This window comes from Microbacterium sp., assembly GCF_031180975.1.
GTDB lineage: Bacteria > Actinomycetota > Actinomycetes > Actinomycetales > Microbacteriaceae > Microbacterium.
Genome location: NZ_JAPSLI010000004.1, coordinates 116,858 through 141,516 on the forward strand (window position 1 = coordinate 116,858; position 24,659 = coordinate 141,516).

The 24,659-nt window shown below is 70.3% G+C and carries 19 protein-coding genes; 2 read left to right on the plus strand and 17 right to left on the minus strand.

The features are described from left to right. Positions 1-60 precede the first annotated feature (60 nt). The 5 genes from aceE to uraD form a co-directional block, all read right to left on the minus strand. The gene (gene aceE, locus RIF65_RS07145; RefSeq protein ID WP_309065424.1) at positions 61-2,781 is read right to left on the minus strand and encodes a pyruvate dehydrogenase (acetyl-transferring), homodimeric type; all 2,721 of its coding nucleotides are present in this window, start codon (positions 2,779-2,781) and stop codon (positions 61-63) included. Continuing rightward, positions 2,778-4,370 (minus strand): nucleobase:cation symporter-2 family protein, encoded by a 1,593-nt coding sequence (locus tag RIF65_RS07150; protein ID WP_309065425.1) that lies wholly within the window; start codon positions 4,368-4,370, stop codon positions 2,778-2,780. The genes aceE and RIF65_RS07150 overlap by 4 nt, the downstream gene beginning before the upstream one ends. A 186-nt stretch (positions 4,371-4,556) precedes the next feature. Further along, on the minus strand, positions 4,557-5,501 hold the full coding sequence (gene pucL, locus RIF65_RS07155; RefSeq protein ID WP_309065426.1) for a factor-independent urate hydroxylase: 945 nt from the start codon (positions 5,499-5,501) through the stop codon (positions 4,557-4,559). A gap of 1 nt (position 5,502) precedes the next feature. Then, positions 5,503-5,829, minus strand: coding sequence for a hydroxyisourate hydrolase (gene uraH / locus RIF65_RS07160; RefSeq protein ID WP_309065427.1), 327 nt, complete (start codon positions 5,827-5,829; stop codon positions 5,503-5,505). Continuing rightward, a complete protein-coding gene (uraD, locus tag RIF65_RS07165) occupies positions 5,826-6,323 on the minus strand; it encodes a 2-oxo-4-hydroxy-4-carboxy-5-ureidoimidazoline decarboxylase (protein WP_309065428.1) in 498 nt (165 codons plus the stop codon). The genes uraH and uraD overlap by 4 nt, the downstream gene beginning before the upstream one ends. Before the next feature lie 135 nt (positions 6,324-6,458). Here uraD and RIF65_RS07170 point away from each other — a divergent pair, with 135 nt between their 5' ends. Together RIF65_RS07170 and bcp are read left to right on the plus strand one after the other, a co-directional pair. Next, positions 6,459-7,232 carry an SDR family oxidoreductase gene (locus RIF65_RS07170; protein ID WP_309065429.1) on the plus strand — a complete coding sequence of 258 codons (774 nt, stop codon included), beginning with the start codon at positions 6,459-6,461 and terminating at the stop codon, positions 7,230-7,232. Between the two features lie 100 nt (positions 7,233-7,332). Continuing rightward, the gene (gene bcp / locus RIF65_RS07175) at positions 7,333-7,803 is read left to right on the plus strand and encodes a thioredoxin-dependent thiol peroxidase (protein ID WP_309065430.1); all 471 of its coding nucleotides are present in this window, start codon (positions 7,333-7,335) and stop codon (positions 7,801-7,803) included. Between the two features lie 74 nt (positions 7,804-7,877). Here the strand turns inward: bcp and RIF65_RS07180 are convergent, their stop codons facing one another. The 12 genes from RIF65_RS07180 to RIF65_RS07235 all read right to left on the minus strand — a co-directional run bounded on the left by RIF65_RS07180 (position 7,878) and on the right by RIF65_RS07235 (position 24,602). Further along, entirely contained in the window at positions 7,878-9,350 is a 1,473-nt protein-coding gene (locus RIF65_RS07180) for a malate:quinone oxidoreductase (RefSeq protein WP_309065431.1), read from the minus strand. 66 nt (positions 9,351-9,416) lie between these two features. Beyond that, on the minus strand, positions 9,417-10,490 hold the full coding sequence (locus RIF65_RS07185; protein ID WP_309065432.1) for an aspartate-semialdehyde dehydrogenase: 1,074 nt from the start codon (positions 10,488-10,490) through the stop codon (positions 9,417-9,419). Between the two features lie 146 nt (positions 10,491-10,636). Next, positions 10,637-11,923, minus strand: a complete 1,287-nt coding sequence (locus RIF65_RS07190) for an aspartate kinase (RefSeq protein ID WP_309065433.1) — start codon at positions 11,921-11,923, stop codon at positions 10,637-10,639. 442 nt (positions 11,924-12,365) lie between these two features. Continuing rightward, positions 12,366-13,349, minus strand: coding sequence for a DMT family transporter (locus tag RIF65_RS07195; RefSeq protein WP_309065434.1), 984 nt, complete (start codon positions 13,347-13,349; stop codon positions 12,366-12,368). Then, positions 13,346-13,939 (minus strand): recombination mediator RecR, encoded by a 594-nt coding sequence (gene recR, locus RIF65_RS07200; protein WP_309065435.1) that lies wholly within the window; start codon positions 13,937-13,939, stop codon positions 13,346-13,348. The genes RIF65_RS07195 and recR overlap by 4 nt, the downstream gene beginning before the upstream one ends. Further along, complete coding sequence (locus RIF65_RS07205; protein ID WP_309065436.1) at positions 13,939-16,509, minus strand: DNA polymerase III subunit gamma and tau; 2,571 nt, start codon at positions 16,507-16,509, stop codon at positions 13,939-13,941. Before RIF65_RS07205 ends, recR begins: the two co-directional genes overlap by 1 nt. A gap of 88 nt (positions 16,510-16,597) precedes the next feature. Then, the gene (locus RIF65_RS07210; RefSeq protein ID WP_309065437.1) at positions 16,598-19,090 is read right to left on the minus strand and encodes a glycoside hydrolase family 65 protein; all 2,493 of its coding nucleotides are present in this window, start codon (positions 19,088-19,090) and stop codon (positions 16,598-16,600) included. Positions 19,091-19,139: 49 nt separating this feature from the next. Then, entirely contained in the window at positions 19,140-19,874 is a 735-nt protein-coding gene (locus tag RIF65_RS07215; RefSeq protein WP_309065438.1) for an HAD family hydrolase, read from the minus strand. A gap of 96 nt (positions 19,875-19,970) precedes the next feature. Beyond that, positions 19,971-21,194, minus strand: coding sequence for an acetate/propionate family kinase (locus tag RIF65_RS07220; protein ID WP_309065439.1), 1,224 nt, complete (start codon positions 21,192-21,194; stop codon positions 19,971-19,973). Further along, entirely contained in the window at positions 21,191-23,308 is a 2,118-nt protein-coding gene (gene pta / locus RIF65_RS07225; protein ID WP_309065440.1) for a phosphate acetyltransferase, read from the minus strand. The genes RIF65_RS07220 and pta overlap by 4 nt, the downstream gene beginning before the upstream one ends. A 77-nt stretch (positions 23,309-23,385) precedes the next feature. Further along, positions 23,386-24,015, minus strand: a complete 630-nt coding sequence (locus RIF65_RS07230; protein ID WP_309065441.1) for a hypothetical protein — start codon at positions 24,013-24,015, stop codon at positions 23,386-23,388. Continuing rightward, on the minus strand, positions 24,012-24,602 hold the full coding sequence (locus tag RIF65_RS07235) for a rhomboid family intramembrane serine protease (RefSeq protein WP_309065442.1): 591 nt from the start codon (positions 24,600-24,602) through the stop codon (positions 24,012-24,014). The genes RIF65_RS07230 and RIF65_RS07235 overlap by 4 nt, the downstream gene beginning before the upstream one ends. Between the last annotated feature and the right edge of the window lie 57 nt (positions 24,603-24,659).

The following is a 24,659-nucleotide window of genomic DNA, read 5'->3' on the forward strand; positions in this document are numbered from 1 at the left end:
GCGGACATGGAAAGAGGGGCCGGCGTCGACGACGCCGGCCCCTCTTTCCATGTGCGGCGGTTACGCGTCGCCCCCGGCGGTACCGGTACGCCCCGCCGTGACGTCCTGCAGGCGGTAGCGCTCGGCGGCCTGGCGCGGCGCGTCCGCGTCGACCTTGCCGTCCAGGGCGAGTGCCTCGAGGGTGCGCACCACGATGGACTCCACGTCCACCCGGAAGAACCGGCGCGCGGCCGCACGGGTGTCCGAGAAGCCGAACCCGTCGGTCCCCAGCGACAGGTAGCGACCCGGGACGTACGGCGCGATCTGGTCCTGCACCTGGCGCATGTAGTCGCTGACGGCGACGACCGGTCCCCCGCTGCCCTCGCGCAGCCGGCGCGTGACGTACGGCTCGCGGGCCTCGCCCGCATGCAGCACCGCGCTGTCGGCGTCCAGTGCCTCGCGGCGCAACTCGTTCCAGCTGGTCACCGACCACACGTCGGCCGCGACGCCCCACTCCTCGGCGAGGATCCGCTGCGCTTCGATCGCCCACGGCACCGCGACGCCGGAGGCCAGCAGCTGCGCCGGCACACCCTCGCGGTCCGCCGTCGCCACGCGGTGCATACCGCGCAGGATGCCGTCCACGTCGACCCCGTCCGGCTCGGCCGGCTGCGCGATCGGTTCGTTGTACACCGTGAGGTAGTACATGACGTTCGGGTCGGGATGCTGCCCGCCGTACATCCGCTCGAATCCGGCGCGCACGATGTGCGCCAGCTCGTAGCCGTACGCCGGGTCGTAGGACACCACGGCCGGGTTGGTGGATGCCAGCAGCGGCGAGTGACCGTCGCCGTGCTGCAGACCCTCACCCGTCAGCGTGGTGCGCCCCGCGGTGGCGCCGATGACGAATCCGCGCGCCATCTGGTCGGCCGCGGCCCAGAACGAGTCGCCGGTGCGTTGGAACCCGAACATCGAGTAGAACACGTACACCGGGATCAGCGGCTCGCCGTGCGTGGCGTACGCCGTGCCCGCGGCGGTGAAGGCCGCGACGGCACCCGCCTCGTTGATGCCGACGTGCAGGATCTGCCCGGCCTCGGACTCCTTGTATGCCAGCAGCAGCTCGCGGTCCACGGACATGTAGTTCTGGCCGCGTGGGTTGTAGATCTTCGACGTCGGGAAGTACGCGTCCATGCCGAACGTGCGCGCCTCGTCGGGGATGATCGGCACGATCCGGTGACCGACCTCCTTGTCGCGGAGGATGTCGCGCAGCACACGCGCGAACGCCATCGTGGTCGCGGCGAGCTGCGCCCCGGACCCCTTCTTCGCCGACGTGTACACCTTCTCGTCCGGTAGAGAGATCGCGGTGTGCCGGGAGCGCCGCTCCGGCACCGAGCCGCCCAGCGCGCGGCGGCGTTCGAGCATGTCGTCGAGTTCGGGAGTCCCGGGCGCCGGACGGTAGTACGGCGGCCGGTACGGGTCGGCCTCGAGTTCGGCATCCGGGATGGGGATGCGCAGCAGGTCGCGGAAGTCCTTCATGTCCTGCAGCGACAGCTTCTTCATCTGGTGCGACGCCATGCGCCCCTCGAAGCTGGGACCGAGCGTGTAGCCCTTCACCGTCTTGACGAGCACGACGGTCGGCTGCCCCTTGTGCTCCATCGCCGCCTTGTACGCGGAGTACACCTTGAGGTAGTCGTGCCCGCCGCGGCGCAGGTTCCAGATGTCATCGTCGGAGTAATCAGAGACCATCGCCAGCGTCCGCGGGTCGCGCCCGAAGAAGTGCTCGCGGACGAACGCCCCCGACTCGGCCTTGTAGGTCTGGAAGTCGCCGTCGGGCGTGCGGTTCATCAGGTCGACCAGGGCGCCATCGACGTCGCGCTCGAACAGCGCGTCCCATTCGCGACCCCAGATCACCTTGATGACGTTCCAGCCCGCACCACGGAAGAACGCCTCGAGCTCCTGGATCACCTTCGTGTTGCCGCGGACGGGACCATCCAGGCGCTGCAGGTTGCAGTTGATCACGAAGGTGAGGTTGTCCAGCCCGTCGTTGGCGGCGAGCTGGAGCAGACCGCGGGATTCCGGCTCGTCCATCTCGCCGTCGCCGAGGAACGCCCAGACGTGCTGGTCGGAGGTGTCCTTGATGCCGCGCGCCTGCAGGTAGCGGTTCGACTGCGCCTGGTAGATGGCGTTCATCGGCCCGATGCCCATCGACACCGTCGGGAACTCCCAGTACTGCGGCTTCAGCCGCGGGTGGGGGTAGGACGGCAGTCCGTGCCCCTCCCGGGAACGCTCCTGACGGAACCCGTCCAGGTCGGCTTCGTTCAGCCGCCCCTCGACGAACGAGCGGGCGTACATGCCGGGCGAGGCGTGCCCCTGGAAGAACACCTGGTCCCCGCCGCCGGGGTGGTCCTTGCCGCGGAAGAAGTGGTTGAAACCCACCTCGTACAGCGTCGCCGCTCCGGCGTAGGTGGCGATGTGACCGCCGACGCCGCCGGTGGACGGATGCTGGGCCCGATGCACCATGACAGCGGCATTCCACCGGATCCAGGCGCGGTAGCGGCGCTCCGCCTGCTCGTCACCCGGGTACGGCCCTTCGGACGACGCCGGGATGGTGTTGACGTAATCGGTGGTGAGCGCGGCGCGCGCGCGTTCCACGCCCACCCGGGCCGCGAGCGCCTCGATCATGCGCTGTGCGCGCTCGCGTCCGCCGACGGCGAGCAGGCCGTCGATGGATTCCAGCCATTCCGCGGTCTCGCCGGGATCGATGTCTGCGGTGTCGGAGAGCAGGGCGGAGTCGAGGGGAGCCGTCATCGGCGGAAGCCCTTTCTGCGTACGGTGCGGGTGCCCTGGGCGGGCGTGTCCGGCACGACGCGGTCGATGGAGCTGATGTGGATGGAGGTGGTCTCGGCGCCGGCGGCGTTCTTGCGGACCACCGGGACCTCGGTGCCGTCCGCGGCGATGAGCTTGCCGCCCACGAAGGTGTCACCGTCCTCGAGGGCCTCCAGCTCGTCCTCACGGACCATGCGGGGCGGTGAGGCGACGAACACCGAGGCGTTCTTCCTGGCGTTGCCGAGGCGCAGCTCGTTGAAGATGAGGTTCAGCAGGACTGCCATGATCGCGGCCGACGAGATGCCGGAGTGGAAGATGACCTCGAACCAGTCGGGGAACTGGTGGTAGATGTCGCCCTTGACGACCGGCAGCATGCCGAAGGCCAGCGAGGCGGCGACGATGACGAGGTTCATGTTGTTGCCGTAGTCGACCTTGGACAGGGTGCGGATGCCGGATGCCGCCACGGTGCCGAACAGCACGATGCCCGCGCCACCGAGGACCGGCATCGGAATGGCCGCTGCCACCCGCCCGAGCACCGGCAGCACGCCGAGGATGACCAGGATCACTCCGCCAGCGGTGACCACGAACCGGCTCTTCACGCCGGTGATGGCGACCAGGCCGACGTTCTGGGCGAACGCGCTCTGCGTGAACGAGTTGAGCAGCGGCGAGACGGCGCTGGAGACCATGTCGGCGCGCAGGCCGTTGGCGATGCGGCGGGAATCGACGCGGGCGCCGGTGATCTCGCCGACCGCCAGGATGTCGGCCGTGGTCTCGGTGAGGATCACCAGCACGACGACGAACATGGAGATGATCGCGGCGATGTCGAAGGTCGGCGCGCCGAAGGCGAGCGGCATCGGGATCGCGAAGACCGGGCCCTCCAGCACCGACGAGAAGTCGGCCATGCCGAGCGGGATGGCGATGACGGTGCCGATGATCAGCGCGAGCAGGATCGACAGGCGCGAGATCGTGGCGCTTCCCAACTTGGAGAGCACGACGATGATGAGCAGCGTCAGGCCCGCCAGGCCGACGTTGGCCATCGAGCCGTAGTCCTCGTTCTGGGCGTTGCCGCCCATGATCCAGTTGCCGGCCACCGGGATGAGCGAGAGCCCGATCGCGGTGATCACGACGCCCGTGACCACCGGCGGGAAGAAGCGGATGATCATCGCGAAGAACGGCGTGATCAGGAATCCGATCACGGACGCCACCAGCACGGCGCCGAAGACGCCGGGCAGGCCCGCTCCACCGTTCACGATGGCGAGCATCGTCGCGACGGCGGCGAACGAGGTGCCCTGCACCAGCGGGAGCTTGGATCCGAAGAACGGCACACCGACGCTCTGCAGGATGGTGGCGAGACCGCCGATGAAGAGGCAGGACGCGATCAGCAGTCCCTTCTCGGCGTCGGACACACCGGCGGCGCCGCCGATGATGATGGGCGGCGCGATGATGCCGCCGTACATGGTGAGGACGTGCTGGAGTCCGTACATGAACGTCCGCCCGATCGGCAGTCGCTCGTCCTCCGGTGATCCGGTGACGTCGATGGTTCCCGGCACGGTCTTGTGGTTCTTGCTCATTGCTGCTGACCTCCTTGTCGGCACGGCGGTGCACACGGCACCGCCTGCGGTCGCGCACAGGCGCGAGGGTCGCGCACAGGCGCGATGGAGCCCGCGCAGACGTGCGCGGGCGGGCTCGTCCGCGGCCGGGCGTCGGTGACGCGCCGGCCGCGGACGGCCTCATGGGACCGAGACGACCGTCTGGCCTCAGACGTAGGCCGGGATGCCCTGCCAGATGGCGGCGGTGTCGCCCAGGCCCTCGCGGCGCAGGGTGCCCTCGATGAGTCCGTACGGGCTGTGCGCCGCGTAGAACACCTCGTTCGGGTTGTCCTGGCCGAACGGCTCGAGGTCGACGACGAAGTGGTGCAGGTTCGGCATCGAGAACTTGATCTCGTCGATCTCGGGGTGCGCCTCGAGAACGGCCTTGCCCATCAGGTACTGGGTCTCCTGCAGGGCCTTCGAGTAGTGGTTGGTGAAGGTCTCGAGCAGGATCGTGCGCACGGACTCGAACACGGCGTTGAAGTCGATGTCGGTGCGGTTGTAGAGCCAGCGCGCGGTGACATCGGTGGCGAGGATTCGGTCGGTGGTCTCCGCCAGCGTGGTGTAGCGGTCCACCGGGTAGCCGACGAAGCCCGACTGGGTGGTCTTCAGGACGGCGAGGTCCTCGAGGCCGGCGACGACGTGCGTCTTGCCGTCGACGATCTTGACGATGGCGGTGCGGGTCTCGGCGCCGGTGCCGCCGCGGAAGAACGCGTGGTCGTGGTCCTCGCCGGCGACCGGGATGCGGGCCCAGGTCACCTGACGGGCGCCCCAGCGGCCGCCGGTCACCCAGTCGAACTCGCCGGTGAAGTGGTTGCCGAGGCGGATGAGGAACTCCTCGGGCGATCCGATCCCGTCACGGGCGAAGCCGAAGATGGTGTTCTTCTGGGTGTCGGTGGGGACGACGTGGGAGTTGTCGCCCTCGTAGTAGCACGAGTCGAAGTCGCCGTGCAGCTGCGAGACGACCGTGAGGTCTTCGATCTCGTGACGGTCGGTGTCGCGCGTGACGCGGACGACGTGGACCTCTGCCTTTCCGTACTGGCTGTCGCCCAGGACGACCCTGGATCCGGTCTGGCCGGTGGTCGTGGCTTCGGTGTTCTCGACGATGGTCATGTCAGCTACCCCTGTAGGTTGAATATGCGAACGGGCTGATGAGTAGCGGTACGTGATAGTGCTGCTCGGTGTCGGCGATCGTGAAGTCGATCGTGACGACGGGATAGAAGGCATCGGTGCCGCTGCGCGCGAAGTAGTCCTCCACCTCGAAGCGCAGCCGGTAGTGGCCCGGCTCGAGCGTTTCGGGGCCGAGGTCCTTCACGCGTCCGTCCGCGTCGGTGCGGGCGGAAGCGACGACCGCGCCGTCCACGTCCTGGAGCACGACGGCGACGTCGGCGGCCGGGCGGCCGATCGATGCGTCGAGGATGTGCGTGGTGACGTGACTCATGCGCGGAGGATCCCTTCCAGTCGGAGGAGCGCGATCTGGCGAAGCTGTTCGGCCACTTCCCTGATCTCGTCCTCGTCGGTGTTGCGCAGGCGACGGTTCAGCTCGTCGAGAATCTCCCGACCGCTGCGGCCCGCCGCCCTGATCAAGAAGACACGGCCGAAGCGCTCCTCGTAAGCGCGGTTGCCCGCGAGGAGCTCGTCGGCCAGCGCCGAGTCGCTCGCATCGACACCGGCCTGCTCACCGCGCGACATGCCGGCCTCGGTCGAGCTCCCGCTCGCCCTCTCGCCGATGCGCGGATGATGCGCCAGCGCCGCGTCGATGTCCTCGTCCGTCCAGTCGAGCGCCCGCTCACGGGCGGCCGACAGCACCTCCTCCACGTTGGAGTACGGACGAGCCGCCACGACGGCCTCCACCCAGCGGTCGATGTCGGCGCTCGGACGGATGAGTGCATCCGCTTCCGCCGGCGACAGCTGATTGAACGCTGCAAGCGTCATTGCTTACCTTCCCCTAGATTCCACTTTACGGAAATGTTATTCCGTTGTGTGTGAAAGAGTGAACCATCCTCTCGCCACGGAGTCAAGTGGAACCTCTATGAGAGGCTACGACGACAACCTTCGAAGGGAGTCCACATGTCCGCAGTCGAGGCACCCCGCCGCACCGCGATCGTCACAGGAGCCGGCACAGGGATAGGCCGCGCGGCCGCACTCGAGTTGGCCCGCCGCGGGTGGACGGTCGCGCTGTTCGGCCGCACGGCGCGAACCCTCGAGGAGACGGCATCCGTCATCCGCGCCGCGGGCGGCGAGGCCGTGACTCTCCCCTGCGATGTCACCCGCGCCGACGAGGTCACCGACGCCTTCGCACGTGTGGGCGAGCGCTTCGGGCGGATCGACCTGCTCTTCAACAACGCGGGCTCGTTCGGCCCGCAGGCGCGCGTCGACGAGCTGTCGGATGCCGACTGGCAGGCCGTCCTCGCGGTGAACGTCACCGGCTCGCTGCTGTGCGCCCGCGAGGCGTTCCGGCGCATGCGGGAGCAGGACCCCCAGGGCGGGCGGATCATCAACAACGGCTCGGTGTCTGCGCACAGGCCGCGGCCGCGCTCGGCGGCGTACGCGATCACGAAGCACGCCGTCACGGGGCTCACCAGGTCGATCGCGCTGGACGGCCGGCCCTTCGGCGTCACGGCGACCCAGATCGACATCGGCAATGCCGCCACCGAGCTGCTCGCAGGGATCGGCGACGACGCCGGGGCACTGCAGGCCGACGGCAGTCGCCGGCGCGAGCCGTCGTTCGACGTGGCACACGCCGCGCGGCTGATCGCCGATGTCGCCGACCTCCCCTTGGACGTGGCGGTGCACGAGCTGGTCGTGACGGCGACCGGAATGCCGTACGACGGCCGCGGGTGACCCCCGGAGGCGCATACTGGCATTGCATCCGGCATCCACCCTGCTATCGTAGATTCCGGAGCACAGAAGCTTTATTTCACATCACGGAACTGGAGGCATCGTGGCCGACGGAGAACTGCTCGCGGGCTCGCCCGCACCCGACTTCGCCCTCACCGACGCGACGGGGCGCACCGTGCGACTCGGCGACTTCGCCGGGCGCCGGCTCATCCTCTACTTCTACCCCGCCGCTTTCACCCCGGGGTGCACCACGGAGGCGTGCGACTTCCGCGACAACCTCGCCTCGCTGCGCGGTGCCGGGTACGAGGTCGTCGGGGTCTCCGGCGACGACCTCGACACGCTCGCGCGCTTCGCCGAGGAGGACCGCCTGGACTTCCCCCTGCTGTCCGACCCGGGCCACCAGGTCGCGAAGACGTACGGCGCGTGGGGCGAGAAGCAGATCGAGGGCCGCACGGTCACCGGTGTGCTGCGCTCGACCTTCGTCATCGACGCCGACGGGCGCATCGAGCACGCCGAGTACCGGGTCGATCCGAACGGGCACGTCGCGGCCCTGCGCGAGAAGCTCGCCGCCTGAGGCGGCCGCTGCCCCTGGCGCGGACCGGGATCCACCCCGGCATCCGCGTCAGGGAGAGGCGTCAGGAGCAGGCGTCACGCGCTGAGCTGCAGCGTCTCCGCCGTTCGCCGCATGGAGTCCTCCGCCTTCGCGGCATCCTCGTTCAGCTTCTCGCCGTACGTCGGGATGAGCTCGCGCAAGGTCGGCTCCCAACTCGCGTAGCGGTCCGGGAAGCAGCGACGCAGCAGGTCGAGCATGATCGGCACGGCTGTGGAGGCACCCGGCGAGGCGCCGAGCAGACCCGCGATCGTGCCGTCCTGCGCGGCGACCACCTCAGTGCCGAACTGCAGGATGCCGCCCTTCTCGGGGTCCTTCTTCATCACCTGTGCGCGCTGACCGGCCTGGATGAGCTCCCAGTCCTCGTCCTTCGCCGTGGGCATGAACACCCGAAGGCTGTCGACCTTCTTGCGGTGGTTCTTCAGCAGCTCCCCCACCAGGTAGGTGATGAGGTCGGGGTTCGCGATCGCGACACGCAGCATCGGCCACAGGTTGTGGGTGCGGACCTGGGTGACCAGGTCGAGCAGGGAGCCGTGCTTCAGGAACTTCGGACTGAACGTGGCGAACGGCCCGAACAGCAGCGAGGACTCCCCGTCCACGACGCGGGCGTCGAGGTGCGGCACCGACATGGGCGGCGCGCCGACGGACGCCTGCGAATACACCTTCGCCTTGTGCTGCGCGACGATGTTCGGGTTGGTGGTCTTCAGGAACTGGCCGCCGATCGGGAAGACGCCGTACCCCTTTATCTCGGGGATGCCGGAGCCCTGCAGCATCTTGAGCGCCCAGCCACCGGCACCGACGAACACGAACCGCGCCTTGATCTCGCCCGGGGTGCCACCGATGCGGTTGCGGTACTTGACCAGCCAGGTGCCGTCCTTCTGCTTCTTCAGGCGACGCACCTCGTGGTCGGTGCGCACCTGCACCCCCTGGTCGGCGAGGTGGTCGAACAGCTGGTGCGTGAGGGCGCCGAAGTCGACGTCGGTGCCGGCGGGCACCCGAGTCGCGGCGAACGGCTCGCCCTTGCGGCGCTTCTGCATGAGCAGCGGCGCCCACTTGTTGATGACCCGGGAGTCCTCGCTGTACTCGATGCCCTCGAACAGCGGCTGGTCCTTGAGGATCTCGTAGCGGGCCTTGAGGTAGGCGACGTCCTTCTCGCCGCGCACGAAGGTCATGTGCGGGGTGGAGTTGATGAACGTGGAGGGGGCGTCGAGGACGCCGCGCTCTACGAGCGACGACCAGAACTGCCGGCTCTGCTGGAACTGCTCGTTGATCGACACGGCCTTCGCTGGGTCGAGCGAGCCGTCCTTGCCCTGGGGCATGTAGTTCAGCTCGCACAGGGCGGCGTGGCCGGTGCCCGCGTTGTTCCACGGGTTCGAGCTCTCCTGCCCGACATCGCTGAGACGCTCGAAGGCGATCACCTTCCAGTCCGGCTGCAGCTCGTGCAGCAGGGTACCCAGCGTGGCGGACATGATGCCCCCACCGATCAGGACGACGTCGACGGTTTCAGTCACCCGTCCAGTCTAGTTCGCCCCGGAGACGCCCCCTGCCGCCCCCGGGGCCCCGCCTGGAGTGCGTGGTCAGGCGGAGACGGGAGCCAGGCGACCGGCCAGCAGCTCCGCGATCTGCACGGCGTTCAGTGCGGCGCCCTTGCGCAGGTTGTCGTTGCTGATGAACAGCACCAGGCCCTTGCCCTCGGGCGCGGACTGGTCGGCACGGATACGCCCGACGTAGCTCGGGTCCTTGCCTGCCGCCTGCAGCGGGGTCGGCACCTCTTCGAGGACGACGCCCGGAGCGGATGCCAGCACCTCGCGCGCCCGCTCGGGCGTGATCTCGTTCGCGAACTCCGCGTGGATCGACAGCGAGTGGCCGGTGAACACGGGAACGCGCACGCACGTGCCGGCGACCCGCAGGTCGGGCAGGCCGAGGATCTTGCGGCTCTCGTTGCGGAGCTTCTTCTCCTCGTCGGTCTCGTTGTCGCCGTCGTCGACGATCGAGCCCGCCAGCGGGATGACATCGAAGGCGATCGGGGCGACGTACTTCTCGGGCTGCGGGAAGTCCACGGCGGAGCCGTCGTGCACCAGCCGCAGCGTGTCGCCCTGCGCGAGCACGCCCTCCACCTGGCCGAGCAGCTCCTGCGCGCCGGCGAGGCCGGAGCCGGAGACGGCCTGGTACGTCGAGACGATCAGCCGCTCCAGGCCCGCCTCGTCATGCAGCGCCTTCAGCACGGGCATGGCGGCCATGGTGGTGCAGTTCGGGTTGGCGATGATGCCGCGGGGACGCTCGTCGACGGCATCCGGGTTGACCTCGCTGACGACCAGCGGCACCTCGGGGTCCATCCGCCACGCGCTGGAATTGTCGACGACGACGGCACCGGCGCCGGCGAACTTCGGGGCGTACGCACGGCTGGCGGTGGCGCCGGCCGAGAACAGCGCGACGTCGATGCCGGCCGGGTCGGCCGTCTCCACGTCCTCGACGATCACCGGCGTGCCGGCGAAGTCGATGGCCTTCCCGGCGGAGCGCGCCGAGGCGAACAGGCGCAGCTCCCGGATCGGGAACGACCGTTCGGCGAGAATCTCGCGCATCACGGTGCCCACCTGTCCGGTGGCGCCCACGATGGCGACGGAGAGTCCAGAGTCGGAGATACGGGTCATGGGGGATCCTTGGCGTGGAGACGGTGCGCCAGGCTCAGCCCCAGGTTGCGGTTGCTGCGCCCGGCGCCGGTGTCAGGGTTGCGGTGAGTCTACCGCGTGCGCCGGGGTACGGGATGCGTCATGGCATCCGTCAGGGCGCGGCGGTGTCAGCGACCGGTGCCGGCGTGCACGACGGCCTCGATCTCGCTGTCGAGTCCGTAGGCGGTGTGCACGGCACGGGCCGCCTCGACCAGGTCGGCGCCGCGCAGCACCACCGAGATGCGGATCTCGGACGTGGAGATCATCTCGATGTTGATGCCGGTGTCGCGCAGCGCCTCGAACAGCGTCGCCGAGACGCCGGAGTGCGTGCGCATGCCGGCACCGACGACCGACAGCTTGCCGATCTGGTCGTCGTGGATGAGGTTCTCGAAGCCGATCTCGCCCTGGTCGCCGGCGAGCGCCTTGAGTGCGGCGGGGGCGTCGGCCTTCGGCAGGGTGAACGAGATGTCGGTGCGGCCGGTGGACGCCGCCGACACGTTCTGCACGATCATGTCGACGTTCGCGCCGGACTTCGCCACGACGGTGAAGATCTCGGCGGCCTTGCCGGGGACGTCCGGCACGCCGACGACCGTGATCTTCGCCTGGGTGAGGTCGGTGGCGACGCCGGCGACGATCGGTTCTTCCATGGCTGCTCCCTCGGGTCCGCGGGGGTTCTTCATGCCCTCGCCCAGAACGTAGGTGCCCTCGGACGACGTGAACGTCGACCGGGCGTGGATGAGCACGCCGTGGCGGCGCGCGAACTCGACGGCGCGGATGTACAGCACCTTCGCGCCGTTCGCGGCGAGCTCGAGCATCTCCTCGCTGGAGATGGTGTCGAGCTTGCGGGCGCGCGGGATCACCCGCGGGTCGGCGGTGAAGATGCCGTCGACGTCGCTGTAGATCTCGCACACGTCGGCGTCGAGCGCCGCCGCCAGTGCGACCGCGGTGGTGTCGGAACCGCCGCGGCCGAGCGTGGTGATGTCACGGGTGTCGCGGTTGAAGCCCTGGAATCCGGCGACGATGACGATGGCGCCCTCGTCGAGGGCCTCGCGCAGGCGCACCGGGGTGACGTCGACGATGCGGGCGGCGCCGTGCTTGGCATCCGTGATCATGCCGGCCTGGCTGCCGGTGAACGAGCGCGCCTCGAAGCCCATGGAGTGGATCGCCATGGCGAGCAGCGCCATCGAGATGCGCTCTCCGCTGGAGAGGAGCATGTCGAGTTCGCGGGGCGCCGGGATCGGTGCCACCTCGTTGGCGAGGTCGAGCAGCTCGTCGGTGGTGTCACCCATGGCGCTGACGGCGACGACCACATCGTGGCCGGCACGGCGCGTGTCGACGATGCGCTTGGCGACGCGCTTGATGCTCTCGGCGTCGGCGACGGACGAGCCGCCGTATTTCTGCACGATCAGGGCCACGATCACTCCTGGGGACGTCGGGCGGATCCGCCCACGCACATTCTACGGACCGTCGCCATGCCGGCCCGCGCATGTGTCGCCGGGCTCGCGGCGACGGGGCGCGCGGCGACGGGGCGCCGACTTCGCGGGTGCGGAAGGTGGCTGAAGTCGCCGCATCCCGGCGTGCGAAGCGGCAAGATGCGCCACATCGCAGGCAGCGAGGCGCGCGGGGTCGGATGTGCCACATCACGGCACCCCCACACACGCTCCCGCCAAACGTGGCGCGGGTGGCCGCATCCCGGCGCGGGAGGCGACCAGATGCGCCACATTACGGGCGCGGGCCGACCAGATGCGCCACATCGACGGGGCGGATGCCAGCGTTACGGGCGCGGGCCGACCAGATGCGCCACATCGACGGGGCGGATGCCGGACGGGGCGGATGCCGGCAGGGCGGCGCTCCGCCTCAGCGGTCGACGTCGGGGCGCACGACGGGCCCCGCCGTCTCGACCGTGACGACCGGGCCCGTGGTGAGATCCGGCGTGCCGGCGTCGAGCGATGCGGGCGGGCGGAGCCGGCCGCCTGTGGCGGCGAGCCAGCATCCGAGCAGCACGACCGGGAAGCCGACGAGCAGACCGAGGGTGACCGGCTCGGCGAGCACCACGGCGCCGAGCAGGATCGCGACCACCGGATTGACGTACGTGAACAGCGGCGCGCGCACCGGCCCGACCTCGCGGATGAGGGCGAAGAACGCCACGAACGCGAACGCCGTGCAGACGACGCCGAGCAGCCCGAGCGACACTGTCGAGCGGAGCGTCGGCAGCTCGTGCTGGGTGAGCAGGGCCACCGGCAGATAGGCCAGGCCGATCGCGAACAGGGCAAGCGTGATCGTGCCCAGCGACGGGACGTCGGCGAGCTTGTGCGCGATGATGAACGGCGCGATGGCGTAGAGCAGCGCCGTGAGCAGGATCTCGCCGATCGCGATCACGCTGCCCGTGCCCTGCGGGAACAGGCCTGGTCCGGCGACGACGATGGCGACACCGGCGAAACCGAGCAGCAGCCCGCCGAGGCGCACCGGAGCCAGCGCGGAGCGATCGCCGCGCATCATTCCGATGAGCACGGCGAACAGCGGCACGGTGGCGACCAGCAGTCCGGTCATGCCCGAGGGCAGTCGGGTCTCGGCATGACTGAGCAGCAGGAATGGCCCGGCCATCTCGACCGCCCCGAACGCCAACACCCACGGCCAGTGCTTCCACGCGGCCTTCAGGGCGCCGCTGCGGAGGGCGAACGGCAGCAGCACGAGACCGCCGAGCAGGGTGCGTCCTGCCACGACGGCGGGCGGGCTGAACGAGTCGACCGCTTCCTTGATGAACAGGTATGTGATGCCCCAGACGAACGACATCACGGCGAAGAGGATCCAGCCTCGACGCGTGAACCCGTGCGCGCTCATACGCGCCGGCGGCCTTCGAACGCACGACCGAGCGTGACCTCGTCGGCGTACTCGAGGTCGCCCCCGACGGGCAGACCGGATGCCAGTCGGCTGACCGTGATCTGCATGCTGGTGAGCAGTCGGCTGAGGTAGCTCGCGGTCGCCTCCCCCTCGAGGTTGGGGTTGGTCGCGAGGATGACCTCCTGCACGGTGCCGTCCGCGAGTCGGCTCATCAGCTGGGCGATGCGCAGATCGTCGGGGCCGACGCCGGCGATCGGACTGATCGCCCCTCCGAGCACGTGGTACAGCCCGCGGAACTCGCGGGTGCGTTCGATCGCGGCGACGTCCTTGGCGTCCTCGACGACGCAGATCAGCTCGGGGTTGCGGCGCGGGTCGCGGCAGATGGCGCAGCGGTCCTGCTCGGACACGTTGCCGCAGATCTCACAGAACCGCACGCGCTCGCGCACCTCGGTGAGCAGCGCCGACAGGCGCGCGACATCGAAGCTCGGCGTCTGCAGGATGTGGAAGGCGATGCGCTGTGCGGACTTCGGCCCGATGCCGGGAAGTCGGCCGAATTCGTCGATCAGCTCTTGGACGATGCCGTCATACATCAGGAGAACCTCGTCGGGGGCTGGAACGGCTCTTCACGCACGAACCGCGCGCCCAGCACCTGGCGCACGACCGCTTCGCCGTAGCGCTGCACGCCCTGCGGGGCGGCGGCGCGGGTGCTCACGGTGGGGGTCGCTGCGGGAGAGGCCACGCGGTCGGGGCGAGTGGGCGCGGCGGTGCGGGCCGGTACGTCCGGCGCGCTCGCGACGGGTGCCGCGGTGCGGACGCCCGGTGCCTGGCGCTGCCCGAGCGGCTCGGGCGGCCCGTCGTAGGCGGGATCGTACGGCGGCTCGTCGTCGTAGGGCGGGTAGTCGTCGTCGGGCAGCGGCGGCACGTCGGTGTCGGCAGCGCCGTCGACCGGCGCGGCCGGAGCGGACGCGGCGGCCTCGACCTCGGCAGGCTCTTCGTCGACAGCGAACTGCGGCGCAGGCGGGGTGGCTTCCGCCACGGCCACCGCGGGAGCGGAAGTCGGGATCGGGGCGACGGCCCACTCCGTGACGGCGGCGGATGCCGCTCGGGTGCCGCCCGCGGGCGGGGCAGGCGCGGACGGGGTCGGTTCGGAGTCGGATGCCGGGCCACGCCCCCCGGACGGTGCGGCGCCTGCCCATCCCGCGGCGGGAGCATCGTCCATCGGTCGGCCCGCACCCGACGGCGCGGCGCGACCGGACCCGGCGGCCGGCGAGGCGGGGCCGGCGGGCGGACGCGACGACCCGCCGCCGGAGTCGGGACCGTCCGTCGATCCCGGCGCCGAGCCGCCGCCCGGCGGCAGCGGAGCGGGCCGGTACTTCACCCGCACGCCGAGCTCCTGCTCGATCGCGCTGCGCAGATGGTCGGACGTGCTCTTGCCCGGGGTGGTGCCCTTGAACCGCGCGACATCGCTGGGGCTGGTGAACCCGAGGGTGAGCACCTCGCTGTCGCTGTCGTATGCGAGGGGTTGCACGGCCGTGACGACCAGCCACGACGCCCGGCTGATCGTCTCGAGTCGCGTCAGGATCGTCGGCCATGCCGAGGTGATCCGCGCGAACGTGACGGGTCCGGACGCTGCCGGAGCGGATGCTGGGGCGGCGTGCTCCGTGCCTCCGGCGTCGGGGCGTTTCGTCTCGCTCGCTGCGCTCGCTCGCTCAACGACCGGAGGTGCAGGCTCGGCGACCGGGGACGGGGATGCGCTCGCACCCGCGGGGACGGATGCTGGGGCGGCGCGCTCCGTGCCTTCGGCGTCGGCGCGCTTCGTCTCGCTCGCTGCGCTCGCTCGCTCAACAACCGGGCGTGCAGGCTCCGCGACTGGGGACGGGGATGCGCTCGCACCCTCGGGGCCGGATGCTGGGGCGGCGCGCTCCGTGCCATCGGCGTCGGCGCGTTTCGTCTCGCTCGCTGCGCTCGCTCGCTCAACAACCGGGGAGGGGGAACCGCTCGCTCGCTCAACGACCGGGGTAGTCGAGGAAGCGGCGCCCGCCGGCGCGCCGGCGAGCACCCGCGCGACCATCAGCTCGAGGTGCAGCCGTGGCGAGGTCGCGCCGGTCATGTCGTCGAGCGCCTGGCTGACCAGATCGGCGGTGCGCGACAGGCGCGCCGCCCCGAACGCCCCGGCCTGGGTGCGCATGCGCTGCAGCTCGTCGTCGGGGATGCCGCGGAGCACGGCGGACGCGCCGTCGCCGACCGCGGCGATCACGATCAGATCGCGGAGCCGCTCCAGCAGATCGTCTACGAAGCGCCGCGGGTCCTGCCCGGTCTGGATCACACGATCCACGGCCGGGAAGGCGGCGGACGCGTCGCCCGCGGCGAGCGCGTCGACGATCTCGTCGAGCAGCGCCGCGTGGGTGTAGCCGAGCAGTGCGACGGCCCGCTCGTAGGTGACGAACGGGGTCGTGGACCCTTCCGCGGAGTCCGACCCGGCGATCAGCTGGTCGAGCAGCGAGAGCGTGTCACGCGGGGAGCCTCCCCCGGCCCGAACCACCAAGGGCAGCACGCCCTGCGCGACCTGCACTCCCTCCTCGGCGCACAGCTTCTCGACGTACTCGAGCATCGCCGCGGGCGGCACCAACCGGAACGGGTAGTGGTGAGTGCGCGAGCGGATCGTGCCGAGCACCTTCTCGGGCTCGGTGGTCGCGAAGATGAACTTCACGTGTGCCGGAGGCTCCTCGACGAGCTTCAGCAGCGCGTTGAACCCCTGCGGGGTGACCATGTGCGCCTCGTCGAGGATGAAGATCTTGAACCGGTCGCGACTCGGGGCGAACGTCGCCCGCTCGCGAAGGTCGCGGGCGTCGTCGACACCGTTGTGGCTCGCGGCGTCGATCTCCACCACATCCAGCGACCCACCGCCGGCGCGGGACAGTTCGACGCAGCTCGGGCACACGCCGCACGGGGTGTCAGTGGGCCCCTCGGCGCAGTTCAGGCAGCGCGCGAGGATGCGTGCGGAGGTCGTCTTGCCGCACCCGCGGGGTCCGGAGAAGAGGTAGGCGTGGCCGACGCGGTCACCGCGCAACGCGGTCATGAGCGGATCGGTCACCTGGGACTGCCCGATCATCTCCCCGAAGGTCTCGGGCCGGTAGCGGCGGTAGAGGGCTGTCGTCACCTGTCCAGCCTACGGCGTGCCGCCGACACTCCGCCCGGTCGGCCGGGAGCACCGGCCGCGAGCGCCTGCGACCGACCGGCGCCGCCGTTCAGTCCTCGTTGAACTCGATCACCGGGATCGCGGACGTCGTGATCGGCACCGTCGGCGACATGAGCGTGCCGTCCTCGCGCCGAGCATCCGCGAACTGCTGCAGCGAGGGACGGCCTGGACGCACCGGCCCCTGGTCGGCCAGCGCGATCACGGCATCCTGCCCCACCGCGGCGCGGAACGTCTCGCCCCGCACGGTGAACTCGACCGGATCGCCGCTGCGCACCTCGACGCGCAGTCGGTCACGGTTCACTGTGACGTACAGCGATGAGCCCTGCCACTGCAGCGGGTACGACAGCTCCGGCCAGTCCACCGGCAGCCGCGGGTCGAAGCTGAGCTCGCCGTGGTAGTCGCGCATGCCGCCGAAGCCGCACACCAGCGCCGTCCAGACGCCGCCCGCCGACGCGACGTGCACGCCGTCCGCGGCGTTGTGGTGCAGATCACCGAGGTCGACGAAGATCGCCTGCTCGAAGTACTCCTGCGCGAGCTCCTGGTATCCGACCTCGGCCGCCATGATCGACTGCACGACCGCGGACAGGGTGGAGTCGCCCGTGGTCAGCGGGTCGTAGTACTGGAAGTCGGCGAGCTTCTCCTCGGCGGTGAAGTGGTTGCCCTGCAGGAACAGCGCCAGCACAACGTCCGCCTGCTTCAGCACCTGGAAGCGGTAGATGACCAGCGGGTGGAAGTGCAGCAGCAGCGGCCGCTGCTCGCGCGGGGTGCCCTCCAGATCCCACACCTCGCGCTCGAGGAACAGCGAGTCCTGCGGGTGGATGCCGAGGCTCTCGCTGAACGGGATGTGCATCGCCTCGGCGGCGCGCTCCCAGGCATCCGCTTCGCCTTCGTCGAGTCCGGTGCGGTCGACGAGCGCCTCGTACGCGGCAGGGTCGTCGACGGCCATCTCGCGCACGACGCTGGCGGCGTAGCGGAGGTTGTAGCGCGCCATCACGTTCGTGAACAGGTTGTCGTTGACGACGGTGGTGTACTCGTCCGGGCCGGTGACGCCGTGGATGTGGAACGTGGCGTCGCCGTTCGTGCCGCGCCAGAAGCCGAGGGTGGCCCACAGGCGGGCGGTCTCGACGGCGATGTCGGCACCCTCACGGCGCAGGAATCCCTCGTCGCCGGTGGCGCGGACGTACTTGCCCAGCGCGAAGCTCACGTCGGCGTTGATGTGGTACTGCGCCGTGCCGGCGGCGTAGTACGCGGACGCCTCCTCACCGTTGATCGTGCGCCACGGGAACAGCGCGCCCGCCTCATTCAGCTGCGCGGCGCGGCGACGGGCGGCGGGCAGCATCAGCACCCGCGCGCGCAACGCATTGCGGGCCCACAGCGGCGACGTGTAGGTGAGGAAGGGGAGCACGTAGATCTCGGTGTCCCAGAAGTAGTGGCCGCTGTAGCCCGACCCTGTGAGCCCCTTCGCGGGCACGCCGGCGCCGTCTGCTCGGGCCGCCGCCTGGGCGAGCTGCAGCAGGCACCAGCGGGTCGCCTGCTGCAGGTCGTCGCGGCCGGTGATGCGCACGTCCGAACGCTCCCAGAACGCGGCGAGCCATTCCGCCTGGCGGGTGAACAGCGTCTGCACGCCTTCGACGGCCGCGCGGTCGAGGGTGCGCCGGCAGCGGTCCACCAGCTCGCGCGCCGGAACGCCCCGGGACGTGTGGTAGCTGACCACCTTCGTGATGCGGGTGGGGATGCCGGCCTTCGCCTGCACCCGGAACACGTTCTTCGCGACGTCCGGCTCGATGAGCGTGCGGGCGCTGTAGTCGTTGTCCGTCTCGATGATGTGGTCGGCCACCACGGCGACAGTCATCCCCGAGTCGCTGACCTGGTACGACAGGGCCGAGCGCAGTCCGTCCTGCCAGTACTCCACCGGCTCCAGCACCCGCTTGGTGATCTTCTCCGCCTTACGCGGATCGAAGGCCGGTTGCCCCTTCTTCTGCGCTTGCATCGGGTTGCCGGCGTAGATGCCGGCGCCGTCCTGACGGTTCAACAGCTGGCAGCTGACGGTCACGGGCGCGTCGGCGTTCTCGACGGTGACCTCCAGACGCAACACGGCCAGGTGGCGCTCGTCGAAGCTCACGATCCGCTCGTCGCGCAGATGCACCCGCTTGCCGGACGGGGTCTCCCACAGCACGTGCCGGCTGAGCACGCCGGTGCGCATGTCGAGCTCGCGACGGTACTCGTGGATGTCCGCCTCGTCGAACGACAGCGGCTCGTCGTCGACGTACAGCCGCATGATCTTCGCGTCGGGGGCGTTCACGATCGTCTGGCCGACCTCGGCGAACCCGTACGCCTGCTCGGCGTGACGGATCGGCCAAGTCTCGTGCAGGCCGTTGATGAACGTGCCGTGCTCGTGCGCCCCGCGGCCCTCGATGTGGTTTCCCCGCAGGCCCAGGTAGCCGTTGCCGACGGCGAACAGCGTCTCGGCGACGCCGTCCTGCTCGTAGCGGGTCTCGACGAGACGCCAGGGGTCGACGGGGTAGCGGTCGCGGTCGATCATGCGTCCTCCGGGACGAGGGGGGTTCGGGTGGGGTTGGTGACGGGTCGGGTCAGCCGTCGGCGAGCAACCGGGCGAGGTCATCGACGATACAGGTCGCACCGGCGTCGCGCAGGGCCTCGGGCCCCGCCCCGCGGTCGACCGCGACGACGATCCCGTACCCGGCGGATGCCGCGGAGGCGACACCCGAGACGGCATCCTCGACCGCCGCGGCGGCGGCAGGGTCGACACCCAGCATCCGCGCGCCCTCGCGGAACATGTCCGGCGAGGGCTTGGAGGCGAGCTCGTCGCGCTCGGCGACGACGCCGTCGACCACGGCGCGGAAGAAGTCGCGGATGCCGGCGCTGGCGAGCACCTCTTCGGCGTTCTTCGAGCTGGACACCACCCCCATCGGCACGCCCGCGTCGCGCAGGCTCTCGATGAGCGCAAGCGATCCGGGGTACGGGGCGATGCCCTCGCTGCGCAGTGTGGCCGCGAACGCCGCGTTCTTCCGGTTGCCGATGCCGGAGATCGTCTCGGCCTCGGGCGGGTCGTCGACCTGCCCCCAGGGGATCTCCACGTTGCGGCTGCGCAGCAGGCTGGCGACGCCGTCGTACCGCTTCTTGCCGTCCACGTACGCGAAGTAGTCGGCGTCGGTGTACGGCGCCTCGATGCCCCAACGGGCGAACACCTCGTCGAACACCTTCTTCCACGCGCGCATGTGCACTTCGGCGGTCGGCGTCAGGACGCCGTCGAGGTCGAACAGGACCCCCGCGGTGCGGTGCAGATCGGGCAGTTGCTCGGGCACTGATGCCTCCAGGGGACGGGCGGGCCGGCACTCACGGTGCGCGGGTTCCAGCGTAGCGAGATCGCCGCGGCGCGTGGGCCGCGAGAGTGCGGATGTTCAGGCGACGCTGAGGGTCTGGCGGGCGATCTCCAGCTCCTCGTCGGTGGGCACCACGAGGACGGCGACGCGGGAGTCGTCGGTCGAGATGCGGCGGATGCCGGAGCCGCGCGTCCCGTTGCGGTCGGGGTCGACCGTCACGCCGAGAAATCCCAGCGTGGCCAGGGCGTCGGCCCGTACGGGGGCGGCGTTCTCGCCGACGCCTGCTGTGAACGAGATGACGTCCACTCCCCCGAGCTGTGCGATGTAGGCGCCGGCGTACGCGCGGAGCCGGTGGATGTACACGTCGTAGGCCAGCGTGGCGGCCGGCTCTCCGGCATCCCTTCCGGCGAGGATGTCGCGCATGTCGCTGCGTCCGGCGAGGCCGAGCAGGCCGCTGCGCTTGTTGAGCAGGGTGTCCAGCTCGTCGGTGCCCAGCCCGGCTCTGCGGGCGAGGTGGAACAGGATCGCGGGGTCGATGTCGCCCGACCGGGTGCCCATCACCAGCCCTTCCAGGGGCGTGAATCCCATCGAGGTCTCCACCGAGCGGCCGCCGTCGATCGCTGTCATCGACGCGCCGTTGCCGAGGTGGAACACGAGCTGCCTCAGCTCGCTGAGGGGCCGATCGAGGAATGCGGCCGCCTGCTCGCTGACGTACTTGTGGCTGGTGCCGTGGAAGCCGTACCGGCGCACGCGGTTGGCGCGCGCGGTCTCAGCGTCGATGGCGTAGGTGTATGCGGCCGGGGGCAGAGTCTGGTGGAACGCGGTGTCGAACACCGCCACGTGCGGCACATCCCCGAACGCCGCCTTCGCCGCGCGGATGCCGGCCAGGTTGGCGGGGTTGTGCAGCGGGGCGAGCACCGACAGGTCGTCGATGTTGATCTCGACGAGCGGCGTGATGACGGTCGGCTCGAAGAAGCGGGCGCCGCCGTGCACGACCCTGTGGCCCACCGCCACAGGTGGGTGCTCGCGCAGGCTCGGCCCGTGCTCCTCGAACTGGGTGAGCATGACGGCGAACGCCTCGTCGTGGTCGGCGATGGGGCGTTCGTCTGAGTAGCGGGCGTCGAGCATCGCCGGCGCCGGCTCACCGGGCTCGGCATGCATGCGCACGGTGTGCCCGACGATGCCGCTGTCCTGCCCGATCCGCTCGATCAGGCCGCTCGCGATCTCGGCCTCCCGCGCCATGTCCATCAGGCTGTACTTCAGCGACGATGAGCCGCTGTTGATGACGAGCACGACGCTCACGACTTCTCCCCCTGCGCCTGGATGGACTGCGCCTGGATGGCGGTGATCGCGACGGTGTTGACGATGTCGTCGACCAGGGCGCCGCGCGACAGGTCGTTGATCGGCCTGTTCAGGCCCTGCAGCACCGGCCCGATCGCCACCGCTCCGGCGGAGCGCTGCACCGCCTTGTAGGTGTTGTTGCCGGTGTTGAGGTCGGGGAACACGAACACCGTGGCACGGCCGGCCACCGCCGACTCGGGCAGCTTCGCCTTGGCGACTGCGGCGTCGGCGGCCGCGTCGTACTGGATGGGGCCTTCCACCGGCAGGTCCGGCATCCGCTCTCTGACCAGCGCGGTCGCCTCACGCACCTTGTCGACGTCGGCGCCCGAGCCGGACTCTCCCGTCGAGTACGACAGCATCGCGACGCGCGGCTCGATGCCGAACTGCCGCGCGGTCGCAGCAGACGAGATGGCGATGTCGGCGAGCTGGGTGCTGGTGGGGTCGGGGATCACCGCGCAGTCGCCGTAGACGAGCACGCGGTCGGCGAGCGCCATGAGGAACACGCTCGAGACGACGTCGACACCTGGGCGGGTCTTGATGATCTCGAACGACGGCCGGATGGTGTGCGCCGTGGTGTGCATGGCGCCGGAGACCATGCCGTCGGCGAGCCCGAGGTGCACCATCATCGTGCCGAAGTACGACACGTCGGTGACGGTGTCGGCGGCCTGCTGGACGGTGACGCCCTTGTGGGCGCGCAGGCGAGCGTACTCCTTCGCGAAGCGGTCGACGAGTTCGGGGTCGGTCGGGCTGATCACCTGCGCCGCTGAGAGGTCGACGCCGAGCGCTTCCGCCCTGCTGCGGATCTCGCGCTCGTCGCCGAGGATGGTCAGGTCGGCGACCTGACGGGCGAGCAGGATGCCGGCTGCGCGCAGGATGCGGTCGTCGCCGCCTTCCGGCAGGACGATGCGCCGGCGGTCGGCGCGGGCGCGCTCGATGAGCCCGTACTCGAACATGAGCGGCGTGACCACGGTGGAGCGGGCGAGCCCCATCTCGATGGTGAGCTCGGTGATGTCGACGTGCGTCTGGAACAGGGCGAGCGCGGAGCGGTACCGCGCGGCGGACTCCGCGGTGATGCGGCCGCGGGTGCCCATGATCCGCACCGCGGTGTCGTAGGTGCCGAGGTGGGTGGCGACGATCGGGATCGTCACGTCCACGCCGTCGATGAGCCGCAGAATCGGCTCGGGCAGCTCGAACGGCCCGTTCAGCACGATGCCCGCGAGGGGCGGGAAGGTGCCCGATGCCGCGGCGAGCAGCGTGGCCAGCAGCACCTCGGTGCGGTCGGCGGGGATGACCACCACCGCCCGCTCGGTGAGCCGGGGCAGCACGTTCACGAGCGACATTCCGGCGATGACGACGCTGTAGGCCTCGCGTTCGAGCAGTTCGTCCGCGCCGCGCACGAGGCGTCCGCCGACGGCCTGCATGATGCCGCGCATCGACGGCGCGACGAGCGCGCGGTCCTCGGGGATGGCCCAGACCGGCGTGCCGGTGCGGATGCTGTCGACGATCTCGACCAGCGCGTCGGGGTCGGCGCGGTTGACGATCACGGCGAACAGCTCGGCGCGCTCGTCGGCGAGTTCGGCGACGGCGAGCGCCGCGATCTGCACGATCTGCTCGGGGGTGCGTGCGGTGGTCGTGCCGAGCTGCTCGGCCTGGTTCTGCTGGTCGCGGCCGGAGAGGACCAGGAGCACTGGCGCGCCGAGGTTCGCGGCGACCCTGGCGTTGTAGCCGAGCTCGGCGGGGCTGGCGACATCGGTGTAGTCGCTGCCGATCACGACGACCGCGTCGCACTGTGCCTCGATGTCTTTGAAGCGCGACACGATGGTCGCCAGGGCGTGGTCGGGGTCAGCGCGGACGTCGTCGTAGGTCACCCCGACGCAGTCGTCGTAGTCGAGCTGCACGCCGTCGTGGGCGAGCAGCAGTTCGAGCACCGCATCGCGCTCCACGGCGGATCGGGTGATCGGGCGGAACACTCCGACCCGGGACGAGACGCGCATGAGCGCGTCGAGCACGCCCAGGGCGATGGTGGATTTTCCGGTGTGCCCCTCGGCCGAGGTGATGTAGATGCTCCGCGCCACGGTCACAGCCTATGCGCGCCCACCTCCGCGCACCCTGGATCCCTGAGTTCATCGAAGGGCCCCAGAGTGCCACCCGTTCACCCCCGCCCCGCGCACACCCCCGATAGCGCGTCGACGACGGCCGCCGCATCATCCTCGAAGCGCGCGTAATGCTCCGGATCCGAGTTGATCTGCACCCGGTTGATCGCGTGCGTGGGCTCCATGTCCTGCCAGCCGGGCAGCTTCGCGAGCCGCTCGTAGAACAGGGTGGCGGCCGTCGCCGGGTCCATCCGTTGCTCGACCGTGCCCCACCACTCCTGCTGCTGGAACAGCCCGACGCTGGACGTGCGGCTCCCGTCGGGGTTCGTCACGCGGGACGTCTCCCAGTCCCCGTAGGCGATGTTCCGGAGCGAACTCTCGCCCATCGCGGTCATCACGCCGATGATCTGCCCGTCGCGCGCGAAGCCGAGTCCCTGCGCCGTCCGCACGATCGTCGCCGCGTTCTCGAGCTGCTCACCGCGCCATCCCTGCACGCCGAACGGCGGATAGGCCTGAGGGTCGTCGGCGCAGAACGCGGCCGGCCGATGCGAGGTCAGCAGGCCGAGCACCACGAGGAAGACGGATGCCGCCGCTGCGACGATCACGGTGACGAGGAGCGGGCGGCCCGCGCGGCGAGTCGTGCGGCGGCGGGCCGGCCGTCGTCCGCGCGCTCCCCGACGCCGGCTCATGGCTGACCCTGCCGTCGTCGTCCGGTGAGCGCGGCGACGCCCCCTCCGATCCCCCCGAAGAGGTGCGCCTGCCAGGAGACGCCGGTGCCGGGGTCGAACACCCCGGCGAGCATCGATCCGCCATACAGCACGATGACGATCACCGCGATCAGCGCGTACAGCAGCCGGTGCGAGACGCGGCCGGGGATGAGGACCCTCAGCACCACGTACGCGAAGTATCCGAAGACCAGGACGGACGCGCCGACGGTGAGCGCCCCGGGCGGGTTCACCAGCCAGGTGCCGACTCCCCCGACCAGCGCGACGACGGCCGTCACGACCCAGAAGCGGCCGGCGCCCTCCACGGCGACGAGGCAGCCGAGCACGAGCAGCGGAAGCGTGTTCGCGATCAGGTGCGCCCAGCCGGCATGCAGCAGCGGGCCGAGGATGATCCCGCCGAGTCCCGCCGGGTCCCACGACCGTAGACCGAAGCCGGTGAAGGAGCCCGGCAGCACGGCATCCGCCGCCTGGATCACCCACATGAGCGCCAGAAGGCACACCGGCGCGAGGAAGCGGGAGAAGCGGCTCCTGCGCTCGCGTGCGATGGTCACGTCACGATCCTCCCAGCGGCACCTTCCGGGCGGCTGGGGATCCGGCGACTCAGCCGG